General features: G+C 70.5%; 17 protein-coding genes. All 17 read right to left on the bottom strand.

All coding sequences use genetic code 11. The features are described from left to right. Positions 1–75: 75 nt before the first annotated feature. The 17 genes from ACPPVO_RS36415 to ACPPVO_RS36335 all read right to left on the bottom strand — a co-directional run bounded on the left by ACPPVO_RS36415 (position 76) and on the right by ACPPVO_RS36335 (position 23213). Complete coding sequence (locus tag ACPPVO_RS36415; protein ID WP_426503080.1) at positions 76–2721, bottom strand: DUF6519 domain-containing protein; 2646 nt, start codon at positions 2719–2721, stop codon at positions 76–78. A 1-nt stretch (position 2722) separates the two neighbouring features. After that, positions 2723–4807, bottom strand: coding sequence for a hypothetical protein (locus ACPPVO_RS36410; RefSeq protein ID WP_426503079.1), 2085 nt, complete (start codon positions 4805–4807; stop codon positions 2723–2725). Next, positions 4800–7268 (bottom strand): hypothetical protein, encoded by a 2469-nt coding sequence (locus tag ACPPVO_RS36405; RefSeq protein WP_426503078.1) that lies wholly within the window; start codon positions 7266–7268, stop codon positions 4800–4802. The genes ACPPVO_RS36410 and ACPPVO_RS36405 overlap by 8 nt, the downstream gene beginning before the upstream one ends. Further along, positions 7265–9784: a hypothetical protein gene (locus ACPPVO_RS36400; protein ID WP_426503077.1), complete on the bottom strand. Its 2520-nt coding sequence runs from the start codon at positions 9782–9784 to the stop codon at positions 7265–7267. The genes ACPPVO_RS36405 and ACPPVO_RS36400 overlap by 4 nt, the downstream gene beginning before the upstream one ends. Further along, complete coding sequence (locus tag ACPPVO_RS36395; protein WP_426503075.1) at positions 9781–10149, bottom strand: hypothetical protein; 369 nt, start codon at positions 10147–10149, stop codon at positions 9781–9783. Before ACPPVO_RS36395 ends, ACPPVO_RS36400 begins: the two co-directional genes overlap by 4 nt. Continuing rightward, positions 10146–10475 (bottom strand): hypothetical protein, encoded by a 330-nt coding sequence (locus tag ACPPVO_RS36390; protein WP_426503073.1) that lies wholly within the window; start codon positions 10473–10475, stop codon positions 10146–10148. Before ACPPVO_RS36390 ends, ACPPVO_RS36395 begins: the two co-directional genes overlap by 4 nt. Beyond that, entirely contained in the window at positions 10468–10962 is a 495-nt protein-coding gene (locus ACPPVO_RS36385) for a phage baseplate assembly protein V (protein ID WP_426503072.1), read from the bottom strand. Before ACPPVO_RS36385 ends, ACPPVO_RS36390 begins: the two co-directional genes overlap by 8 nt. After that, positions 10959–12140 carry a hypothetical protein gene (locus ACPPVO_RS36380; protein ID WP_426503071.1) on the bottom strand — a complete coding sequence of 394 codons (1182 nt, stop codon included), beginning with the start codon at positions 12138–12140 and terminating at the stop codon, positions 10959–10961. Before ACPPVO_RS36380 ends, ACPPVO_RS36385 begins: the two co-directional genes overlap by 4 nt. After that, on the bottom strand, positions 12133–12399 hold the full coding sequence (locus ACPPVO_RS36375) for a hypothetical protein (RefSeq protein ID WP_426503070.1): 267 nt from the start codon (positions 12397–12399) through the stop codon (positions 12133–12135). Before ACPPVO_RS36375 ends, ACPPVO_RS36380 begins: the two co-directional genes overlap by 8 nt. Next, positions 12396–13025 carry a hypothetical protein gene (locus ACPPVO_RS36370; protein WP_426503069.1) on the bottom strand — a complete coding sequence of 210 codons (630 nt, stop codon included), beginning with the start codon at positions 13023–13025 and terminating at the stop codon, positions 12396–12398. The genes ACPPVO_RS36375 and ACPPVO_RS36370 overlap by 4 nt, the downstream gene beginning before the upstream one ends. A gap of 5 nt (positions 13026–13030) precedes the next feature. Beyond that, positions 13031–13228: a hypothetical protein gene (locus ACPPVO_RS36365; protein WP_426503068.1), complete on the bottom strand. Its 198-nt coding sequence runs from the start codon at positions 13226–13228 to the stop codon at positions 13031–13033. Continuing rightward, positions 13225–15246 carry an AAA family ATPase gene (locus ACPPVO_RS36360; RefSeq protein ID WP_426503067.1) on the bottom strand — a complete coding sequence of 674 codons (2022 nt, stop codon included), beginning with the start codon at positions 15244–15246 and terminating at the stop codon, positions 13225–13227. Before ACPPVO_RS36360 ends, ACPPVO_RS36365 begins: the two co-directional genes overlap by 4 nt. Further along, positions 15243–16433: a DUF4255 domain-containing protein gene (locus ACPPVO_RS36355; protein ID WP_426503066.1), complete on the bottom strand. Its 1191-nt coding sequence runs from the start codon at positions 16431–16433 to the stop codon at positions 15243–15245. Before ACPPVO_RS36355 ends, ACPPVO_RS36360 begins: the two co-directional genes overlap by 4 nt. Positions 16434–17175: 742 nt before the next feature. After that, entirely contained in the window at positions 17176–17859 is a 684-nt protein-coding gene (locus ACPPVO_RS36350) for a hypothetical protein (protein WP_426503064.1), read from the bottom strand. Further along, entirely contained in the window at positions 17856–18359 is a 504-nt protein-coding gene (locus tag ACPPVO_RS36345; RefSeq protein WP_426503063.1) for a phage tail protein, read from the bottom strand. The genes ACPPVO_RS36350 and ACPPVO_RS36345 overlap by 4 nt, the downstream gene beginning before the upstream one ends. Before the next feature lie 9 nt (positions 18360–18368). Next, complete coding sequence (locus ACPPVO_RS36340) at positions 18369–20264, bottom strand: phage tail sheath family protein (protein ID WP_426503062.1); 1896 nt, start codon at positions 20262–20264, stop codon at positions 18369–18371. A 384-nt stretch (positions 20265–20648) separates the two neighbouring features. Next, positions 20649–23213, bottom strand: coding sequence for an eCIS core domain-containing protein (locus ACPPVO_RS36335; RefSeq protein ID WP_426503061.1), 2565 nt, complete (start codon positions 23211–23213; stop codon positions 20649–20651). Positions 23214–23334 lie beyond the last annotated feature (121 nt).

The raw sequence follows: 23334 nt of genomic DNA, 5'->3' as shown, positions 1-23334 counted from the left end.
GCTCGACCACTGATCCATTGCGAGTGTCGATCTCATGGCGGCGCGACAGGTCGGCGCGAGAAGTCGGCGCTTGTTCTAGGGGACGCAGCGGTCGTGGGGGATGGATTGCGGGGTGAGGGCCGGGCCGGTGCCGGAGGCGTTGAGGACGTCGCTGACGTACTGGAGTTTGGCCGCGCTGGTCTGCGGGCTCAGGTCGGTGATCACGACGCCGGCGGCGAAGGGCCCGGTCAGGTCCATCCCGCGCACGCTCAGCCAGGGTCCGGTCCGGCCGTGGATCCGCACCGCCTCGACCGGCGTCGGCCGGATGGCTGCCAGTAGGGCCAGCGCAGCGCCGATCCGGGTCAGCGAGGCGCTGTTGTCGTGCAGCGAAACTCGTTGCGCGCTGCCGATGTAGTACGCGTGCCGGGCGCGGCCCCAGAAGAACGGGACGGCGCTGGCCACCACATTGTCGCGGATCACGATCTCGCCCGCGTTCACCGTCTTGCCGCCGGCGCCGCTGAGCCCGATATGAATCCCCTGGATTGCACCCGCGACCAGGTTGCCGGCCACGCGCACCAGGTCCGCCCGTTCGCCGCCGATCACGATGCCCTGAGCCATGGTTCGCGAACTGGTGGTCACGCCGAGCAGGAACTTGGTGTTGGACGGCGACAACTGAAGCGTCTCCGGCGATAGCAGGGCCCGGCGGGTGAAGCGCTGCAGCTGCTGCCGGGGCGTGCTCTTGGTCAACGAGCCTACGGTGGTGACGCGGCCGAAATGGTCTGCCAGTTGCTGTAACTGGCTGGCACCACGAATCTTCATGGTCGCGCCACCGGGCAGCTTGACCGTGTGCCCGGTCGGGGCGGTGTCTGTCTCCGCCACCACGTGCGATCCCACGAAGGTGGCCAGTTCGGTTGCCACGTGGAGCGGCGGCTTGTTCACCACCGGGGTGGGCCCGGTCGGCAGGGGGACACTCGGCTTGGACGGCGCGGCGGCCAGCCGGATCTCGTTGCCTTCGATGGTGGTCTCGTCGCTGGAGATCACCACGACGCCGCTCTGCTGGTCACCGATCTCCAGTTTTGAGTTGAGTACCCGTGTGCGGCTCGGCAGTTGACCGGTGACGCCCTGCGCGGCGGTGGACGGCGCGACGTACACCCCGGACTGCTCGCTGACCGTCCGGTCCGGGCATGACACCTCGCACTCGATCACACTGACGCCGGTACAGCCGAAGAAGCTCAGCGCTCCCAGGATGTGGGCCTGCTTCGCTGCGTCCGGGGCGGTCCCGGATTCGGCCCGCAGGTCGCGCACGGTGACGTCGGAGCAGTTGATGAACTGGAACACGCTTTCGCGCGCGGCTGCTCTGACCACGGTGGCCGGGCCGATTCCGGTGACCACGATGCGCTGCTTGCTATTGATCGTCACCGGCTCATCGACCACGTAAACGCCTGCACCCAGGCACAGTTCGCCGCCGGAGGCCGGAAGGCGGTCGGCTGCGGCCTGCAGGTCGTCTCCCGGCAGCGCGGTGACCGTGCAGGTGCCCGGCTTGATCTGGGTCAGCGCAACGAACGGTGTCCGGCAATCGGTGAGCACCGTGGCGGCGTCGAGATCAACCACCGCCAGTGCGGTGGTGTAGTGCGGGGTTCCGTCTGGCGCAGCGCCGGTCAGCGGTTGCAGGGCCTCGGTGCTGCTCCCGCGCACGCGGGCCGCCCACCAGTCACCGGCCAGAAACTGGCCGGCGGAGCACGAAAAGGCAACGCCGACATCGTTCCCGCCCAAGGTGGCCGCTACCTGCCCTGCCGCACCAACGGTTTGGCCGTCCCAGCGGCGCAGGCAGAGCCCATCCGGCGTCCCCGACACCGGCGCCGGGCCACTCAACGTGATGACCTGACCGGCCGCACCGGAGGCGACCAGATCGACCGTGAGGAGCGGGCCGTGGTCGACCCGATCCGCACGGCGATTGAGCGTGCTCACCTCGACCCGTTCACTGGTCGCGAAACTCGTTGCGGAAGATGGACTCAAGGTGGCCACCGAACCGGCGATGGTAGCCGTCACCGCCGCGGAGCCGTTCTCATAGGACCAGGCGAACCGAGCCGTGCTCTCGTTGCCCGAGTCGAGCACCTCGACCCGCAGCAGCCCGTCGGGCAGCGCACCACGAGGATCGTCCGGTGGAGCGCACGGGTCCGGGGAGACCGGGATCGTGGTGGCAACCACGTTCAGCGTGCCGGTGCTCAGCCCCAGGGAGGGCAGATCGGTCACGGCGCCACCGCAACTCGACGCATCAGTCGGCACCGCGCGCACCCGCCAGGCCACCCGGGTGCGGGCCGAGGTGTCGACGCCGTCCATCGCCGGATCCACCAGGTCGGCCGGGTCCTCAGCCGGTTGCACCTCCTGCACGAACGCGTCGAGGTAGAGCAGAGCGTGCCCGGTCGCCGGGAGAGCCGCGATGTCCGCCTGCGCCAGGTACGTCTGAGCCTGCGCATTGACCGCCCAGAGCCCGCCGACCCACATCCCGCCGGCGCCGATCATCAGGGTGCCGGACGAATCGAAGCTGATCTGGAACCCGCTCGTTCCCGCCAGCACGCCAGCCGGACCGATCGTCTCCTGCGCCAGTCGCTGCCACTCGCGCTGCGCGGCGTTCACATTCAGGTTCCAGTCGCCGTCGAGCAGGACGCGCCCCTGCTGGAGCCGTGCACCGGTCCATCGGTCGGTCGAGCGCAGCGGCACGCTGGTGAAATCGCCGGTCACGTCATTCCTCCGAGCGGGATACGACTAGATGCGGATGGATCGTCAGCGGGACCATCTCGGCCAGCCGCTGGGCCAGCCGGAGCGCGAGCGGCCCCCGGCGTGCGTGGTGGTAGGCGCCGATCTCGCCGCCGTCCGATGCGCCGGTGAGCAGCGGACTGGCGCCGCGTGATCCCGGCGTTCGCAGGATCGGCGCGTAGTACCCGGCCGATTCGGCACCGTCGGACATCACAGCTGGTCGCGGCCCGGTCAGGCACTGGTGGGCCGGGGGATGCGCTTGCGGGTCGTCGTCCGGCCCGAGCTCGCTGTACCGGACGTAGCCGCCGGAGGTGACCACGCAGGTGAGTCCGTCCAGGAACAGGCAGTCACTGGCTTCGATCGTGTCGGCGGCCACCGGCCCGGCAAAGGTGCAGGCGGTGGTCACCAGGTGCGGGGGGAACCGGTCGGCGGCGGCCACCGCCGGCACCGGCACCACCGGAGGTGCAGGCGGCCCGCACGGCTGCAGGACGGCGCCGGCTCCGTCCACCACGCAATCGTGCAGTTCGATCGGGTACGCGCTGAGATCGGCCCGGACCGGGCCCAGTTGGCTGCGGCCGGCGGCCAGCCGCAGGGTCCAGGCGCCCGGTGCGACCGTGAGTTGCCGCCCGGCCGCTGGATTCATGGTGACCCCGTTCAGCGCGAGGCCAGTGAGGCTGGCTCCGGCCTCCACATCACCTTCGAGGTAGCAGCCGGTCACGTCGACGGTCAGGTCGGCCGCGTCGAACGACAGCGCGCCGACGATCACCGGGGTCAGTCCGGCTGGTGCGATGATCCGCCAGTGCTGCGCGGCGGGCGTTCCGGTGATCGGCGCGGGAGCGGCGAGCCGGTCACTGGTGACCAAGCGGATCTCGACGTCCAGGCCCGACGTCGCTGCGGGTGCGGCCAGCGCGGCGGTGACCGCCGCATCCAGGTCGGTGACCACGATCTGCCCGGGCGGATGAGTGCCGCCGGCCGGATCGACCACGATCACCGTCCTGGCGCTGTCGTCGGGCTGGGCGGTGCTGGCCAGAGCGCCAAGCTGGCCCGACACCGGCCGGTAGAAGGTGGCGCGCACCGTCCCGGTGATACTCGACCCGATCGCGATCACGCCCCGGGCCGGGTCGAGCAGGATCTGGCCCGCGGCTGGTGCCGGGCCGCCGCCTTCGGGCAGCCCGGTGAGACCGATCGCCGTCCAGGGCAACGGGTTTCCATCGACCGTCAGGGTGACCAGGGCGGGATCCCCGGGCTCGCCCTGAGCCAGCGGGTGGTCCGCGCCCAGCTGCCAGACCGGCCCGTAGGTGATCTCGCCCGGAGCCAGCGCCTCGATCAAGCGCCAGGTCGCAGGCAACGGCAGGGTGGCTGGGCTGCGCGGCGGGCGTGCCGCCGGTGGGGCGCCGGGCGGGCGTTCGTCATCGGCGTCGCTGGCGATCTCGAACGATCCCGGCCGCAGGTAGAGCGGGACCGGCAGGCCGAGTGGGTGCAGTGTGAACCGGCCCGGATCGGCCAGCGGGCAGACCTCGGTCTGGTCGTAGCGATAGGACTGCCACGGGTAGACCGTCGCGGTGGCCGCGGCCGGATGGTGCGGGCCGCCCGGGGTGACGCTGCGGCGGACCGGGTCGAGCTCGCTGCCTGCCAGCAGGTGCTCGCCCGCGCGCATCGACAGGCTTGCGGTTCGCCGGACCGGGTGCCGAAGCTGCTGGCTCCACAGCGTGGTCTTCCAGCCCTCCGTGACCCGCGCGGGCCAGCCGGTCACGACGGTGGCGAAATCCTCCAATGCGGCCGGGGTTCCGCGACGGCGGCGCAGTGCAGTGGCTGAACCGATCTCGGCGCGCCCGGCGTCCGGCGGCAGGCCGAGCACCTGCGCCAGATAGGGCAGGGCCCACTCCGCGGCGCTGTCGGCGAAGGCGTCGTCCAGCACCCGATCGACATCGGCGGCCAGCAGCAGCCACTGCTCCTCGACTGCACCGAGCAGAGCTAGCGCCACTGGGACGTCGTCCGGTGACTGGGTGGCCAGCAGGGCCGGCGGGAGCATCGCCAGGAAGCGCCTCGAGGGCAGGACGGGCTCAGCCATTGCTACGCACCCCCAGCTGAGCTGCTGTGACCCACAGCAACTCGTAGCGTGCAGCCGCGCGCCGTCCGAGCAACAGGTCTTCGGGACTGACGATGGCGCCAACCGGCGTGCCTCCGGTCAGGGTCAGGTCGGTGATGCCGAGCACGCCGGGAACGGGCTGCACCACCTCGATCACATCGCTTCCGTCGAGCGGTAGCCCCAGGCCCCGGGGGGCGGGGGCCAGTGGTCCCCCAGGATCGAGCACCGCACCGGTGGCGGCAGCCAGCACGGCGGCGGGTGTGCGTCGCGGATCGATAGCCAGCTGGGCGCCGATGGTGATCGGGATGGAGACCGCGGCGGCCACACACAGCGGGATGGTGGTGTCCCGCCGGTCGTCGAGGTAGCGGCTCAGGGCGAGCAGTTCGCTCGGGTTCGCGGTACGGACGCCGCCGGCGGCCAGCCGGAGCACGGCCACATGCAGCCCGGACCGGCCGCAGCTGCATCCCGGCGGGCCGAATCCTCGCCAGGAGACGCTGTGGCTGGTGCCGGGCACGGTCAGAGCCAGGTCGGCGAGATCGCCGAGGGCCACGGCTCGGTCGAGAGCCCGGATCCGAGCGGGGGCAGCGCGTTTGAGCTGCGCCTCGTCGTCCTGGTCGGCGGCGCCGGACATCGGCCCGACGCCCTGGATGGCACGGACGCCGGTGATGGACCCGGACAACACGGTTATCTGAGCGCCGTCCACCTCGCCGGCCAGGCCACCGCCGGTTCGCCAGGTCGCGGTCACCGCGCCGCGGGGGAGCGCTCCGGTGATGCCGTCCCCGAACTGCAGGACGAGCTGACCATCGGCGGCCAGCCGGGTCGAGTAGACGAGTTCGCTCGGGCCACGCCCATACAGGCTGGGGACCTCGTCCCAGCGGACGCCGTCCACCACCACCACCATGCTGTCGGTGACCGTGCCGTCCGCTGCCGCGTCGGCGGTGACTGGACCGGCGATCACCGTTACCCCGTCGTTGATGGTCAGCGGCCCCGATCCGGTGGTGCCGTGCCGGATCGGAGCAAGGTTGCCGGTGGCCGCGCCCCGGCTGATCCGCCCGGCGCGCGGGTCGGCCAGGGTGACCTGGAGACCGCCGGTGTCGTCGGTGGTGTCAAGCGCGTTCGCCGTGCAGCGGGTCAGTTCCCACCCGGTCCTGCCATCCGGGGCGATGGTCTGCACCGCCAGCTGATCAGGCAGAACGGCAGGTCGCGGGTGGACCCGAGCGGCGGCCACATCGCCGGGCAGGTCGTTCAAGTCATAGTGCTGTGCCACTTTTCGCTCGTCGACCAGCAGGACCGCGACCCCCGGCGCCAGGATCCCGGCTGGATCTGAGACCAGCGCGCGGAGTTTGAGCTGCGCGACGCGGCGAGTCATGCCCGGTGCCACGCGCCAGTCGAGGGGGGTCACCGATTCCACCGTGGTGACCAAGCAGGCATCGCCCTGGTGCAGGAGCACGTACTGCTCGCGGCTCACCGCGGACGCGTCCTCCACCAGCACGTACCAGCTGGCGGCGCTGATCGGAACCTGGTCGACACCGTAGGAGGCTGGCCCCAGCGTGATCGCACTGTCCTTCATGACGTAGGTCAGGCCTTCGAACCGGCTGGCCACCCTGAGTTCGGCACGGATGCGATAGGCCGCGTAGGTGATGCCGGGTTTCTCCGGCAGTAGCCGGCGCAGATCCCGGTCGAACTCCAGCAAGGTCGCACCCAGATCATCGGATCGCTGGGTCACCTTGACCACGCCCCGAATGTGCATGGACGCCCCGGCCTGCGGGACCGGCCCGATCGTCTGGCGGAGCCAGCCCAGGTACCTCCACCAGAGGATCGGCGGCGGCGTCAGGCCTCCTTCCTGGACTAGGACGATGCGATCAGCCGGGGTGAAGCCGGGGTCGGACAGGAAGCGCAGCTGGTTCCCGGTGGGCGCGGCCGGGACCGGAACCGCGGTCACGGTGAGGCCGGCCCAGTCGGCATGCACCTGGGTGTCGCTGGTCACCTCATAGGTCTGGCTGGGGGAGCCGCCGGCGCTGGGCGCCTGGACCCGTGTGCCTGCTGGGACCATGGGCTCTGCACCGGCGGCGGTTTCGAGCCGGATCCAGCCGCGGGCCGCCGTCCGCTGGCTCGGGCGATGACCGGTGAGGGCGGCGACGCGGCGGACGTCGGTCCAGTCCTGGGCGGTACCCAGGTAGGTCTCGCCGGCCGTCAGTTCGGTGTAGGCGCTGACCCCGTCCGCGACCCGGGCCCACAGCTCGGCCAACTGCACGACGGTGGGGTCGCCGGCGACATCGAGCCGGTCACCGAGAAGGCCCGCCGGGGTCGGCATCTCCGCCAGCCGGGCCAGCAGATCATCGCGCAGCGCGCCGCGATCGGCCAGCCGGCGGCGCAGCCGGGCCAGCCCGGGCAGCGGCTCCGGTAGTGGGATCAGGTCACGCGGCTCGGCTCGGTCGCTCATCGCCCGCCCTCCACGGTGAGCAGGATCCGGCCCCGGTCGGGTGCGCCGGGATCGTCGTCACAGACCGCCATCTCGGCTGGCCCCATGGCCAGGAACGGCCGGAGCGTGCCGTCCGGCTCCGACAGCCGCCGCGCCTGCGTCACGGCCACTGCGTCGACCTGGGGCAGTGCTGCGACCGCGGCCACCACGTTGCTTACGAACACGCCGGTACCCATCGGGAACGAGCCCGGTGCGAAAAGGCCTCTCGCAGCTGGGGTACCGGGTCGCAATGCGCTGAGGATGGCGGCCCTTGAGCTCTCTGGCTCCGACCCCGGGAACAGGCAGACAGTCAACGCGAGCAGCAGGCCCACCGGGACGGCAGTCGCGGTCACCACCTCGGTCCCGATCATCCGGGCGCCGTCCAGCGTGGCCTGGACCGCTGCCCGCAGGAGGTCGGGCGAAGCGTCGTCGTCGGCCTCGTAGGCGACCACGCCCACCGGCCACGACCCTGACCACGATCGCTGGGCCGAGGCCCGGCTCACCGGTGGCACCTGGAGCGCGAACCCGGGCAGATCGCCTATCAATACCGCTCGGCGTGATACGGCCGAATATGCCTGTGGTGCATCGCGTTTGACGTCGTCCAAGCTGGTCGCGAGGGCGCCGCCACGGCCCGGGGTCAGGTTGCGGGCGCCCGCTGGGGCGCCGGTACTGTCGGTGACGTCGGCCCAGGCGCAAGGGTCGCCCACCGGCGACGTCGCCTGCAGGAGCCGGTGGGTGATGTTCGCGGCCACGTTCCCGGCCGGCCCGGCGCCGATCTGATACCGGGCTCGGACCTCGCTCCCGGCCGGCGGCGTGACTCCTAGCGTGCCGGTGCGAAATCGCAGCCGGGCCGGGAGTTCGTCGTCCGCGTCGACGACGACGCTGAAGCCAGATGGTGTCGCCCGGAGCATGCTGGTGACCCGGGTGGCCGGAACCCGGGTCCCGTTCGGCAACCCCACGGTGACGTCGAGTTCCCACGGACGGCCGTCCACGTCATGCGAGAGCCCGGGCGCGGCTTCGGGCCCGGCGGCCACCAGGTCGTAGTCCGAGACCACGCTCAGCAGCGGGTCGGCGGGCAACCCGGTCAGCCGGTCCACCGGGGCGAGCGTGGCTGGGCCGTCGACGGTCAGGCCGTGGTGGGCTGGGAGCAGGCCGAGCCGGGCCACCCCCGCCCGCTGGCCGAACCGGTTGTCGACGCTGCACGGCACGGCGATGGCCAGGGCCTCGGGCTCACCCCAGAAGACGCGGATCAGATCGGCGGCTGGGTGCAGTGGGTCGGTGAACTCCACCGCGGAGGTCATGGTCACCACCTGCGCGGGCACGCTGGCCAGCGGCGGCCGCGGCCAGGGAGCCGCCGGATCCGTGGACGGTCGATCCGCAGCGCCCGCCGTCCAGGCCCGATGCTCCGAACGATCCTCGACACCAACGACTTCGAACCCGATCAAGCATCCGGGGGGCAGCCAGGTGGCCAGCGGCAGTGCGGCGGCCAGCGCGGGCCGGACCAGGACAGCGCTGGTCGCGCCCACGCTGAGCTCGGCGTCGTCCTCGGTCCAGTCGTGCAATGCGACCTCGGCGTGCGAACTGAAGAACGTCACGGGCTGATCGTTCTCGAGGGTGAAGCATGCATCGGAGGACATGATCGGCACTTGGCCCGATGCGGCGGCGGCCATCGAATCAGTGGCCAGGGCGCCCGGCTGGACGGTCACCGACGGATCGCTGGCCGTCTGGGCGCCCACCACGACCTGGACCGTTGTTCGCGCGCTGACCGCCGGGCGCACAGGGAAGTCGACCGCCCGGGCGTGCCGGACGACGCTGGATCGGCGCCGGGCGGTGCTCAGCCAGGCCTCGGTCGCGGCGCGGTCGAGGCGGTAGTGGAGCAGGTCGCCGAGGTGGGCGAACAGCTCGATCATGGTCACGGTGAGATCGGCAATGGACTGGTCGGCCGCCGGATCGGCGAACGAGAGGCGCTCCAGCAGCATGACCCGCAGGGCGGTGTAGTCGCGGGCGAGGGTGTCGTAGTCCGGTGGGGTGAGCGGAGCGGGCCGGGGGCTGGTCGCGGTGATGTCGCCCGCGTCGCCGCATTCGGGCCGCAGCCGGACCGGCAGGAAGACCCGCAGCGGGTCGATGGTCAGGCCGGCCGGGTCGAGCCGGAGCTGGTAGACGCCCCGGCCGGGCAGCACCGAGTCGAGGGTCAAGGTCAGGTGGGCCGGGATCGGCGTCCCGAACGAGGTGCTCGACGCCGGCTCGCTGGTCACCGCGGTCACCGACGGCCGGGGGGCGCCCGGTGCGGGGCGGAGCGTCCATAGCGCGGGATCGGTCAGTCCCGCCGGCGGGTCGTCGTACAGCCAGACGTCGACCAGCCGGCTCCCGCCCGCTAGCCGGGTACTCGCCGCGCGGAGCCCGATCAGCGCACCAGCCGCGCCGAACAGGGCCTTGGGCCGCTCGACTGGCGTGGCCATCGGCTGTTCGGGAAGGGTGTACTGGTCCGGCTGGGTCATGATCCGGCTCCCGGCAGGGTGAAAGCGACCGTTCGCGATGCGCCGGCCGGAAGGGGCCGATACGTCACTTCGGCCGCGATCGTGCTCTCGCTGACCGACACGTCGACGCCGACAAGCTGGATCCGGTCGCCGAGCGCATCGGCCAGGCTGCCCTGGATCCGGGCGGCGACCGTGCTGCCGAGCTCACCCGAGAGTGGCTCGAACAGCACCGATGCCCCCAGCCCGGCCCCGAATCCGGGCTGATGTAGCCGCTCCTGGGGGCCGGTGAGCAGCACGGCCTTGACCAGGTCGTCCAGGTGCTCGAGCGGGCCCGCCAGGGTCAGCCGCCGTCCCGGCCCCAGGCGCCAGGGCTGCCGGGAGGTCATGACGCGCTGGCCTTGGTCTGAGCCGGGGTGATCTTGACCGGCCCCTGCGGGGCTCCGGCGGCGTTGGTGCAGATACCGGCGCTGCCGGTGGTCAGCACCGCTGCGCCGCTCGCCACGCAGGTGCGCGAGGTGGTCTTCCACTGGACCGTGAGACATGGGCTTGGCGGGCCGCCCGGCGGGTTGATGCAGCCCGAGAACACGATCCGGTCGGCTTCAGTGCACACCACGGCTCCCGCCGATGCGGCGGTCTGCGCGGGCACGATAGTGCCCACGCTGCCGTGCGGGCAGGTCAGGGTGGCGCTGGTGGTCAGTAGCGGGTCAGCCATCGCCGTTCACCTGGAACGCGTTGTCGTTGAGGGCGATCGTCGACCCGTTCAACTCGATCGTGGCTCCCTGCCCGTTCTTCAGCACGATGCTGTCCTTGCCGATCGAGATCGACGCTCCGCCGTGGGTCGACAGGGTGATCGAGCCGGTGTCGTCCGAGACTTCGATCCGGTGGCCGCCGGGAGTGACCAGCACCAGCGTATTTGGGCCGGCCTTGTCCAGCCCCTTCTGACCGGGCGGCCACCACGCTCCGGTCCAGATCGCGTCCTTACCGAGGTCCCCGCCGGGCCATTCGACCCAGACCGAGGCTCCGATCGGCGGGACGACGGCCAGTCCGGCTCCGGGACCGGCGTAGGGCAGCGCCGGCCGGCAGTTGCGAAAGGGCTGTTTCATCAGGGCGGGGACGCTGACCTCGAGTCGGCACAGGCCATCCGGATCCTTGTTGTCCACCACGACCCCTTCGAACTTGCCCAGGTAGCGGTCGCTCACAACACGCTCGCCCTGGCTCCGGCAGCTTCCGCGACCGCAGCGGTGATGGTGGCGGCGATGGCGGCGCCGATGTCGGTCCCATCGTCGGCCGCATCGGCTGCGGCCCGGGCGTCATCCGGGCTGCCGTCGCCGAGCGCATTGCGGACCAGGGTGAGCGCCTGGGTGTGGCCGCCTTGCGAGATGCTGTGCCGCACCGACTTCACCAGCCACAGGCCGGACAGCACTGAACCCAGGCCCCGGACCAGGACCGTCCGGCGCGCCCGGACCAGCGGCATCGACGGGACGGACAGGGTCACGGTCAGCGTGGCCGCGAAAGCGCTCTGGTCCTCCCGCACGTGGGCCAGATGCTCGGGGGTCTGGGTGCCCTCGGCGTCGTTCGCGCTCAGCTGGACCGTGACGGCGTCGCCGAGGAACCGCGTTCCCATCGGTTTGACGGCGACCCGATTCTCGGCCAGGAGCTGTTCCCCATTGGTGGAGTCCTTCGCGTGGGCGACCCGCACGTGCTGCCCGGCCATCAGCTGGACCTGCGCGGTCGCCGTACCACCAAGAGCGCCGTAGCCGAGGTCGAGCGTCCACGACTTCTCGGCCGTGTACTCGATCGGCCCGAAGTAGGCGTGGTTCACCGGTGGATCGCCGCTGTACTCCAGATAGACGTCGTAGTTGTTGCGCCGAGCCAGCTTTCGCAGGAAGGCCCAGTCGGTGTCCAGCTGGCGTACCGGGGTGCGGTCACCGCCGTCCGGAGGGCCGGTGTCAATGACCTTCGCGTTCGGGCCGAGCAACGTCCGGGCGATGGCCGAATCGCTGGTGCCGTCCCAGGACTTGTCGACCTGCACCTGGTCCAGGTCGGTGCTGGTGTCCAGACCCGCCACTGTGAGGGTGGACGACGCCCCGGCCGTCAATGACCAGAGCGCGCTGATCGGGCGGGCGAGCACGGTGAGGGTGTCCCGATCGCGCTCCAGGCGCACGGTGAAGACCGGGTACTGATGCTGCTTCCTGGCCAGCAGCGGGTCCAGTGGGGTTGTCCAGTTGCTCAGCGGCCCGACCTCGGCCTCGGCCACGATGCTGACCTGGGTCTGCGCGTCCTGTGCTTCCAGAATGTCGACGCTGTGGATCCGGTCGCGCTGGTACTTGGTCAGCGCCGTGTTCCCGATCGTGATGGTCATGGTGGTGTCACTCATCGGGAATCCCGATCACGGTGCCGGAGTCGGTATCGAGCAGGGCGTCGCCGAACGGATTGGCGTCCGCGATCCGCCACCAGCCGGTGCTGTCGCCTACTGCGGCGCGCGCCAGAATGTCGAGCCGGTCGCCATCCCGGACCTGGTAGGTCATGGCCGGCGGCACCGGGGGAGCGACCCGGGGCCCGCTCATCGGGCGCGTGGTCCCGTCGTCCTGGGGGACCACGATCACGGACTGGCCGGTGTAACGCGAGGCGGTCACAGCATCAGCTCCACACCTTGGGCCACCCCGGTGAGCGCCATGGCCGTTCGGGTGGCCTGGTAGGCGCTGGCCAGGAAGGTGGCCACCCGCTGGTCGTGACTGAGGTCTGTCTCCCGAAGCACCGTGAGCGACAGGTCGACGGTCGCCTGGACCGGGAGTAGGTCACCACTGAAACCGGTTTCGTGCGCCGAGTAGCTGTCGATCCGCACCGGGACCACGCGGACCGCGTTCCAGGCGAGGACGACCAGAGGCAGCGATGGCGAGGGAATCGGTGCGGGCGACGACTTCTGAAAGATCGAGACCGCGCCCTGCAGTGCGTGCAACCCGGTCTGCAGGAGCCCCAGCCGTCCGGACGGCTCGAGCATGGCCTCGATGGCCGCCAGCAACGGCTGCACGCCCATTCGGCTAGTGATGGGCTTGTCGAGCGCATCGAGGGCGTCCAGTTCGAGCTTCAGCGCGTAGGACTCGGTGGGCACTGCGGAGACCCGTAGGCCCGGGCCACCGGCCGTGCCGCCGTTCGCCTTGATCGTCCGGGTGACCTCGGACGGGTTGTACTGGAACGGCACGGCCGTGGGGATGATGCCATAGTTCGGGTCGGAGAACGAGAGCAGCAGTCCGCGTACCACTGTGATCAGCCCCCGGTTCCCGGCTGGCCGTGCTGGGCGCGTTGGTGGTGCTGGGCAACGGCCTTGCCCACCGCTTGCCCGATCTCAGCCTCAGGCCCGGCCGGGAAGAGCCGCCCGGAGATGGCCGCGTCGATCCCGGCGCGCAGCAGGCCCGCGGTGGGCTCGGCGTCCACCTCGATCTCCAGCCTGGCGATGTCACTCATCGGCGTCCCTCCTGAGAAGTCTGATGCGGCTGACTGTTTCGGGTGCGTGCCGGTGGCGCCCACACGCGCCCGCTCTTCTCCAACTCCCGCGCGACCGCGCGGTGCACGTGGTCCTCGCTGATCAGCCCGGCGCACGGTGCGCCGGTCATGCCGTCGGCGGCCGCGAACACCCGCGCCGAGACCGCAGCCGCACGGATCGACGCGGCCGACAGGTCAGCCGCAGCAGCCACGTCGGCAGACGCACCCGGTGCCATCAGATCGTTGGTCAGGAACCGGTTCCACAGTTGCTGGCGCGCCTCGAAGCCGGGCGGGTCGAAGCGGACGGTAATCCGCAGCCGCCGCTGAAAACCCTCGTCCAGCGCCGAAGGCCGGTTGCTGGTGAGGATTACCAGACCCTCGTGCAGCTCGATGCGCTGCAGAAGATGGTCGATCTCGAGGTTGGCGTAGCGGTCCCGCGCGTCACTGACCTCGGCACGACGGCCGAACAGGCCCTCAGCCTCGTCGAAAAGCAGGACGGCACCGCAGCGTGCCGCCTCAGTGAGCAACCGATCCAGGTTGTGTGAGGTCTCACCGAGCCACTTGCTCACCACCTGGGCGAGGTCGGCGATCCACAGGTCGCGATCCAGTTCGGCAGCGATCGCCTCAGCGGCCGCGGTCTTCCCGGTTCCGCTAGGGCCGTAGAAGAGCGCGGCGACGGCCCGACCGCGGGTGCCCGCACCGGGTGGGCTGAACTCGCTGAAGTGCCGCGCGTGGGCGAGCAGATCCTGCAGGCCGGAACGGGTGGCGCCGGTGAGGACCAGGTCATCGAAAGTGACTGATGGCGTGAGCAGATTCGCCATGCCGTCGAGCTGGTGCTGGGGGTGGCGGCGCACAGCCTGGTGCAGGTCGGCCACGGTGAGGTCGCGCTGCTGAGCCGCGGCCGATTCCGTGGCGGACTGGCTCAGTGCGCTGATCATGCGTTCGGAGATCCGGATCCGGGCGGCGAGCGGGCCTGCCTCCCGGGGGTCGAACCCGGCCGCGCGCAAGGTCCGGCGCCAGGCTCGGAGCAGCCCGGCCGGATCGATCCCGGGGACGTTCAGTACCTGCCAGCCGGGGGCGGCCGGTGCCCCCGGGCCGGTCAGCCGCAGCGCCACCGGCTCGGCTTCGCTATCGCCCACCGGCAGGACAAGGCCGAGCCGGGCCAGCAAGGCTGTCTCGGCGATCGGCCGGTCCGGACCGTGGGTGATCAGGCTGGCCGGCGTTACCGGACTTGGTGGCGCCGCTCCGGTGGCAGGCCGAGCCGGGCTGGCGCCGATCTCGGCCGCCCGCTCCAGCTCCGCCGCGGCCGCCCGGGCGATGACCGGTCCGTCGTCAGCATCGTTGCAGCGCAATGTAACTCGATGCCCCGAACGCAGGTGCGCAACCACTTGAGCGGTCACCCCGCGCAGGCGTTCCGGCACCGGAGCACGGACTTCGGGGGCGGGCCGCCAGCCGTCCAGCAGCAGTGTCGCGGTGGCGGTGAGGCGTATCGGCGTATCGGCGTCGGGGGCCCGGCAGAGCAGTCCATCAGCGACCAGGCCAGTGTCAGCCGGTAGTGCCAGGGGAATGTCGAGACCGTAGGGCTCCATCATCAGCCGCAGCGCGCCGAGCGTGGGATAGCGCCGGGCGGCATCGTCGTGGATGCAGCCGAATGCCACGGCCAGTGGTGGATCGGCCGCCGACCACCACGCCGCAGCGAGCATCAGTTCGGCTTCCACGGGCAGGTCGACGCCGTCGAAGAGCCCAGCAGGCAACGGCTTGAGCAGACCAGGGGCCGGGCGAGCCAGCCGCAGTCCGATCGCGACAACAGCCTGCAGTTCGGTCGATGTCTGCGCGCCCACCGCGTCCCACGCTTCCCGGTAGACCCGCAGCACCACTTGGATGGCCTCGCGCAGCCACGCCAGGTAGCTCTCCAGTGCGGTGGCCCGGTCAATGGACGGCGCGGCCGCCTCGTCGTCGGTGTCTTCGGTGCCGGGGAAGAGGGCGGGGTATGCAGTCACGGCGACACCACCAGCGGGGTGGGCGGGCCCGCGATGGTGCCTGACTCCACGCTGACCGGAATCTCCGTCCCGGCGTAGTCAGCCACGCCAGCCGGAACATTCACCGTGATGGACGTCGGCGAGGCCGGGGTGTACGGCGCCATCATTCCCGCGAAGGCCACCCGCCCCTCTTGCAGAACATGCGCAACGTCAAGGGTGATCGGACTTCCGGGCTGCAGGGCCCCGCTGGCCCCCAGCACCGCTGGAGCCACGGTCAGCCGGGCGCCGCTGGATCCGGCGGCCCGTCCGTCCACCTGGTTGGTCAGGGTGAGCATGCGTCGTCCGGGCTTCATGGTCTGGTCCGGCAGGGTGATCTCCCAGCCGCCATCGACTGGCGCGGGAATCAGCCGCCAGGGGCCCGTGCTGTGCGTGGTACCGGGGTTCGGCCGCCCGTCAGTGGGGTCATCCGGGTCACCCGGCGAGCGCGACAGGGTAATGGTGAACTCGTCCAGGGTTCCGGTCGCGCTGATCGTCACCGCCCGGCCGAAACTCGCCAGAGCTGGTTGCACCCTGGTCAGCTGCGGCCCGGCCGATTCGCCCACCGTGTTCACCACCTGCTGCACCGGTGGGCCGGGAGCGAAAGCGATCGGCGATGCGATGGTCACCAGGCTGACCTGATAGGCGATGGACACCCGCAGCGACTTGGTGCCACTGCCCCATAGGCCCGTGATCGTTTCCAGCGGAACGGGATCCATGGTGATCCGCAGCGGTTCGACCAGGCCGTCGAGCGCATCGGTGACCTGGCTGGCGGTCTGCGGCGGAGCGGCCGTGATGATCGTGTCCGGGCCGATCACCGGACGCTCGTGCAGCACCATCATGACCGCGGTCAGAGCGCTGTGCGCCGGTTCGATCTCATTGCCGGTGGTGGTCAGTTCACCCGGATCGGCTGACAGCAGGTAGTGCAGGGTCAATGCGAGGGGCGGCCGTCCACGGCGGGTCGTCCAGCCAGTCTGCGGAGACTCCATGTTCATCAGAGCCGGAGCGGTCGACACCCGATACAGGAACCAGTTCAGCCGTGTCGTTCCGATGGGCCGGTCAAGTGGCCCCGCCGTGACCCCGACCGACGGGTCGATGGCGTCCCGGGTCAGGGCGATCAGGACGGCGTCGACGCCGGCCAGGACCGGCGGAGTAGCCGGAAGGACGCTCATCGCCGGTCGTCCCGCCGGGCGGTCAGCCCGTTGGCGTACGGCGCGAGCAAAGCCAGGGGATCCGGAGCCGGCCTCGATTCACGCGTATGCACGTGGATCTCGCCGATGGTGACCGACGGCCGGGCCGGTGCCGTCGCCGGCGTGGCGGTCACCGATGCACGTTCCTGGCCCGAGTCGCCGCGGAAGTCAGGGCGGGTCACCGATTCCCGAGCCTTAGGAAGCCTGGCCGGCGGCAGAACCGGTGGTGCCACCGCCGGGCTCACAGGTGCCAGCTCAGGCTGCCAGGTCGTCGGGATACCCGCGAACGCCGGATTCATCGGGACGGCGGGCAGGGCCGGGCCGGGGTCGGCCGATGCCCAGGGAGCCGTGCTGGTGGGAGTGGATGGAGGGCGGCCGCGCCCGGTATCGGGCAGAGCCGTTGCTACCGGCCTGGTTTCGCGTGCGGCAGAATGGGGCCGCTCAGTGGAGGCTGACGGCGGTGGTGCGGCCAGCCGCAGCGGGGTCGCGCCCGTAGCTCGCCCGGTATCATCAGCGACCGTCGGCAGCCCGATTTCGGTCACTGCAGAACGGTTTCGAGAGGCCGGACGAACCGGCACGCGGGCCTCGCCGTTGCCGTCCTGAACCTCGATCGGCGGAGCAGCAAGGGCGTCGCCGAGGATCGCATAGGCGGAGGGCACAGCAGCGGTCGAAGGCGCTGGACGATGCGCGCGCGCGGCCAGTGCCCGAGCCACTTTCGAAGTGGTCATTCCCGGCCGCCGCTCGCGAGGGCGGCCAGCCGGACCCGGCGCCGTTCCGGCAGGGCCTCGATGGTGGCCAGATCCCAGCCGTACCGGGAGGCGATCAGATGGATCTCGACGTCCACGTCAGCGACCGCGGTCGCCACCGCGGAGGTGACCAGTTGCTGGACGTCGAGGTATCCGTCCACCGGCTGGCCGCAGTCCACGCAGGTGAGATGCACTGCACCGCAGAGGGATTGGTCAGCCCGATCGAGTGCATCGTCATCTCGATCGCCGGTGGCCGGTCCGGTGGAGCAGCGCCGGGCTATCTCGGCGGCGGCGTCGTCGGGGTCGCTGGGCAGACCCATCAGGTCCGCGCCGATCGGCTCGCGGACGCCGGCGCCGGGCCCGCACCACGCCCATCGGGGCTCGTACTCGGCGACATCGCCGGGCGCGAGCGCGAGCGCGTTGAGCGTGCCGCAGGCCGGGCAGGCGAACACCGCTTCGAGGTCTCGGCCGAGCACCAGCCGATATGCCTGCAGCAGCAGCCGATCCAGGATGCCGACCGGGAGTTGCACGCAGTCATCGACCCCGCAGGCCTCCAGGAGCGCGACGGCTTCATCGAACTCGTTCTGTGCGGCCTCCACGGCATGCAGCAGCCGGATGCGGGACGGTGCTGCGAGCGATCGAGGCCACTGAACCCCGCTCACACCGCTGTTTCCGTGGGCTCGGGCACAGCAATGTCGCGCGTGATGTATTCGACCTCGATCTTGAGCGACTGGATCGCCGTACCGGCCGTGGCGGCGTCCAGCGCCGGGAGTGCGGTGTACTCGGAGACCCAGCAGCGGTGCAGGAGGTAGCTCAGGGCCACCTGGCCGGCTTCGTTCAACAGGTTGACGGTGACATCCTTGCGGAAGTCGGGCAGTGAGATACCCGGAGAGATCGGGCTGGACACCTTGGTGGCCCAGTCCTCGAAGGCCGGGTCGTGCGTGACGCCCCGTTCCATCGTGACCGAGGTGTAGGTGGTGAGGCCGGGGCTCCGGCGGTCGTGGGAGGGGTCGCCGCCGACCCGATGCGAGACCGGCGCGGTCGTCCGGGTCAGCGCCCCCATCTTCGACATCCCGGCCACCAGTTCACTGCCGAAGTAGATCTGGAACATGAAGGCCTTGTAGGGGTCGTACCGCGTCGGGTTGTTCGGAAAGTCGACCATCGCAGTTGCTCACGCCCCTGGGTCGGTGATGTGGGTGATGGTGATGACGACGAATTCGGCCGGCTTCAGCGGCGCGAACCCCACGACGACGTTCACGCGCCCGGCATCGATCTCGGTTTGCGGGTTCACGGTCTCGTCACAGGTGACGAAGAAGCTCTTGGACTCGGCGCCGTCCGGCGATCGCTGGAAGGCGCCCTGGCGGAATAGTCCGCGCATGAAACCGGTCACGGCGAGCCGCAACTGGCCCCACAGCACTGGGTCATTGGGCTCGAAGACCGCGAACTGGGTGCCCAGGAACAGCGACGACTCGATGTAGTCGGTGATGCGCCGGATCGGCACGTACTTGAAGGGGCTGCCGGCGATGTCCGACCCGCCCATGGTCCGGGCGCCCCAGACCACGATTCCTGCACCGGTGAAACTGCGGATGACGTTGATGCCAAGCCCGTTCAGGGCTCCCGATACGTCATCGTTGGTCGGATAGGCCGTGCTGATCACCGAAGCCAGGCCGGCGTTGAGCCCAGCGGGCGCCTTCCACACTCCACGCGCGGTGTCGGTACGGGCCATCATCCCGGCGACCGCTCCGCACGGGGGCAGACCGGACAGCGGTGCGCCAGTGGTGATCAGGCGAGGCCAGTAGATGGCGCCGTGGGTGCCCTGACCGCCGAACGGAGCCACCTTCGTGCCCGCGTTGCCCAGGTCGACGCTCGGATCGGGATCGACCAGCAAGAACGCATGCTGGGTGGCGCAGTAGGCCAGGGCGTTGGTCACGGCGTCCACGTCGGCGCTGGTCACACCGGGCAGGCAGAGCAAGTTGAAACCGGGGAACGCGAGCTGTTTCAGCGCGTTCATGCCCTGGCCGTCGCCCGGGGGCACGATGCCGGCGGCGTCCACGTCGGAGCCGTCGCTGCCGCCGGTGAGGGCCATCGCCGGGGCCGCTGGCGGCCGGTAGGGGGCGCTCCCGGAGACCTCGATGCCGTCGTGCGCCACCCCGAGCCCCAGCGGCCCGGAGGCGTCCTGAGCGCCGCTCAGGCCCACCGTTACGGCGCTGTCCCGGCCGGCGGCCCGGCTCTTCAGCACGACCTTGCCGCCGTCGTCGGCCGCTTCGACCGGGAAATGGTTGGCGGGGTCGTTGATGAACGTGACGACGTCACCGGTGGTGTGGGAGGTCGCTGGATTGGGCGCCGTCGGCCAGAGTACGTAGTCCGCCGGAGCGTGCTGGTCGACCGCGATCCGCAACGTGCGGCCCTCGAGGCCGATGACACCGCCGGAGATGTCGCTCGCGCCGGTCGAGGTTCCGGTCCCCGGCGCCGGCGCCTCCGTGCCGCTCACCGTGGCCGACACGAGCGGGCTGGCCGCGAGGACGGTCGCGACGAACCTCGGGCTGGACGGCGACATCGACAGCTCGTCCCAGTGCTCGGTCTGGCCGGCTGCTCCTGACTCCCACTGAACGATCTTCAGGCCGAACCGGTCCTGGGGGTTGCCGGTGGCGGCGACGACCTCCGCGAACAGGCCGTTCGCGGTTGGGCCGGTGCCGGTGCCGGTGGCCCACGCGCCGCGGCTGCGTGCGGCCAGGGTGACGGCGATGCCGTTGACTGGGGTGGCGCTCAGCGCGAGATGGGCGAACTCGGCGTCGGCGGCGAGGGCGCGGACGATCACCGCCTGGCTGCCACCATTCATGAAGAAGTGCGCGACGGCGAAGCCCATCGGGTGGGCGGTCGCGTCGATCGGGGCTCCGAACTCGCGGACGAAGTCGGCGTTGCTGGTGACCCGGGTCGGCTGGTCGGGTGTGCCCTTCTGGGCGGCGCCGACGAAGGCGGTGACCGATGTGGAGACACCCGAGATCACATGCGAACTGGTTGCCTGTTCATCGATATATACGCCCGGATACGTGGTGGTGACCGGCATCAGAAAACCTCCGCCATGCCGCTCGCAGAATGAGGCGATCCCCGATTTTGAACGGGTTTTCACGGCCGGCCCAGATTTGGACCAGCCTACTGAGCGAAACCGCGGAGTAGTCGTGCTCGCCATAGCGAATGCACTCTGAGTGCGGCTTCAGACGGTCTTCAGTGGGTCAGTTTACGTACCTCGTGGGGCACCAAAGATCAATGAACTCGCCGGGATTCGAACCCTTAACAAGAACGCACTGATGTACGTAACTGCCACCGCGACCATGCAGATGACGAGTCCACAAGAACTCTATTCCCCCAGATCTGCGTCCGCAATGACTCCGTCGATGGAGATGTGCGGATCATTGGGTAGGCAGAATTTGCCGCTCGATCCACGACGTCGTCACGAGCCGTCCGCCGGTGGGTGCGGCAGCGTACCGTTGTCCAGTTCTTCATAGAGTTTGCGCAACTCCAGCTCGACCCGGACGGCGGGATCCACGATCGGCGATCCCTGGTAGTCGCCGGTCCGGTTATAGGCCTCGCGGAGGCGCGCATTGACGTACTCGTAGTAGCTGCCGGTGTGCACCGTCTGGTGCCGCGTCCGGGCTCCGAGCCGGACGCGCGGGTTCATCGAGCTCTTGGGCAGGTGGATCCCGTTGCGATAGTCGTTCCGCGGCTCGATCCCCACCTTCTCCAGGATCGCGCGGGCTTCGGCAGCCCGGGGATCGGCGTCCGCCACGATGTGATGGGTGTCGTGACCCGGAGGCCGCGGGTCGCCATGCGCCTCCATGGCCGCAGCCAGCTCCTCCGATGCGCGGGAGTATCCGATCTCCTGATGCCGGGTCTCGCTCTCCACCGCTGAATGGTTCGCCTCACCGTGCGGATCCATGACCCGGTCACGGTGCGAGGCCAGGCGCTGCGCTGCCGCCTGCTGCTCCAGCACTTCCCGCGCGATCGATCGCGGCGACGAGGGTCCGGACGGCGGGACCGCGCCCGAGCCGGGCTTCTTCGCCGCAGAGATCGGCGTGTGCCCCGGCGCCGCAGTGGCGGCCGGCGGTTCGATCTGCTGGGCGGCCGGCAGCTCGGCCGGGCGTGCGTCGCCGGCGACGGCACGCCGGCGCTGAGCCGTTCGACCGCGCGGCACGTTCTCGTTGACGGGTGCCGTGGCCCTGATCCGGCCGTGTGACCGGACATCCACCTGGACCGATGGTGAGTCGCCCTTCAGTACGCCGGCCGGTCCGCGGACGGCCTGCCCGCCGCCCTGGTGGATGGCCAGCTCCGCAGGAGGGAGCCGCGGTGGCGTACCGAGCACTACCGGATGGACCGGGACCGGAGGCGGGGGGACGAAGCGACTCTCCTGCGCCAGGCCGAGAGCCACGTTGCGCGCCCGGAGCACTCGCAGGCTCGCCCGCGTCTTCGCCAGCAGGCCGGGGAGTTTCCTTGCTATCTCAGGCACTTTCGCGAGCTCACCCGGAGCCCGGCGCAGACCGTCGGCCAGCATGTAGAGGTTCACCGCCTCCCGGCCGATGGCCTTCCAGTCGTCCCGCCGGCATGCGTCGAGGAAGCGCTCGGGAGTCTCGATGATGCCGAGGACCATGCCCTTCAGAAGGTCGGTGGTGCTCGCGCCGTGCGCGGCCGCGTCGGCCATGTCGCTGATGAACCGCGGCTCGTATTGTCCGAATGAGGCGAAGTGGATGCCGATCTGCACCAGGTCGGCCGCCTCCTTGGCCGCCTCGGCGAAGACGCCGACGACGGCTTCGCCCGCGCCGACGACGAGGTCAACCGCCTTGCCGAGGACCGATCGACTCTCCTTGTGGGCGTTGACCGCATCCTGCTGATCGCTGAGCAGGCGGGCCCGCAGATCCGGCAGATCGCCGGCCCCCTGGCCGGCCGTGGCGGCGATCAGCTGGTCCAGGTATGCCAGCTCGTCCTGCACGCGCTCGTTCCACCCGGGCACGAACCGGTTCTCGTCCTCACCGGCGCGGCGCAGCTCGGCGACCGTGCCGAGCATCTTCGCCAGATCGGATCCGCGCCGGCGGGCGCCGCGGGTCGCCCCGATCAGGACGTACCTCCGGGTGTCCAGCACGGCCTTGAGGCTCAGGTAGTCCTCGCTGGTCAGGTAGGGATTCTCCGGCTCGATGCCCGCATGCTGGTACTCGTCCTGGAGGTACCGCGCCGCTTCGTCGCCATCGATCGAATGGAGCGATCTCAGCCACCGGCGCGTACTTTCGTACGTGGTGCTGACGTCGCGCCATTGCTTGCGCGCCTCCTCGCTGGTGCTGCGGATCTCAGCAGAGAGCCGCCCCAGGTCAGCATCCGCCGCGCTGAGCTCCTGGCTGCTGTGGACGGCCGAGATCCGGGCCTGCACCGCACCGAGCCGGTTGATCCAGTCGCGGCGGATCGAGCTGTACCCATGCTCCTCAACGGTGGCGATGCCGTGGAACAGGTCGGTGCTCTCGTCGTGCAACGCCTGCGCCTGCTCCCGATCGGCTGCGCTCAGGGCGTCCCACGGATCGGCCTCGGGGTCGGTGTCGCGCTGCAGCACGCCGGGCGGCGCCGCTGTCGGGCCGGCAGCGGCGGCCGGGTCCCCAGGTCGATCGGCGGCACCTTCCCAGGGCGACCGGGCATCGCCCACCACCAGATCGGCTGGGACGTCGTCCCGGTGCCGCTGCTGGGCGACGTGCATGAGTTCGTGCATCAGCAGCCGCCTCCCGGCGGCCGACTGCGATCCGGGGTGCGAGTCGCCGAGGACGACATGCCGGCCCACGGTGTAGGCCCGTGCTCCCACCGAGCGCGCCGACTGCAAGGCCTGCGCGCCCCGGTGGAGGCGGACCTCGGCCAGGTCGAAGCCGAACTGCGGTTGCAGCTGCGAGCGCGTGGCGTCGTCCAGCGCCTGGCCGGGGGTCGCGAGGACCTGGTGGACGATCTGAGGCGCACGTTCACCACTGAGCGCAGTCTCGGATCCCATGGAACGCCTCCCTCCGGAGGGGTCGCTTCACGACGATCGTCGCCCTGACGCCCGGGGTGCGGCAAGCCCTCCTGTGGTCTCTGTGCGCAGCTCGGCCAGCTTCTCGGCGCTGTCCTGGAGC

This window comes from Dactylosporangium sp. McL0621 (genome assembly GCF_049995355.1).
In the GTDB taxonomy this organism is placed as follows: domain Bacteria; phylum Actinomycetota; class Actinomycetes; order Mycobacteriales; family Micromonosporaceae; genus Dactylosporangium.
This window is presented reverse-complemented; position numbering and strand designations above follow the sequence as displayed.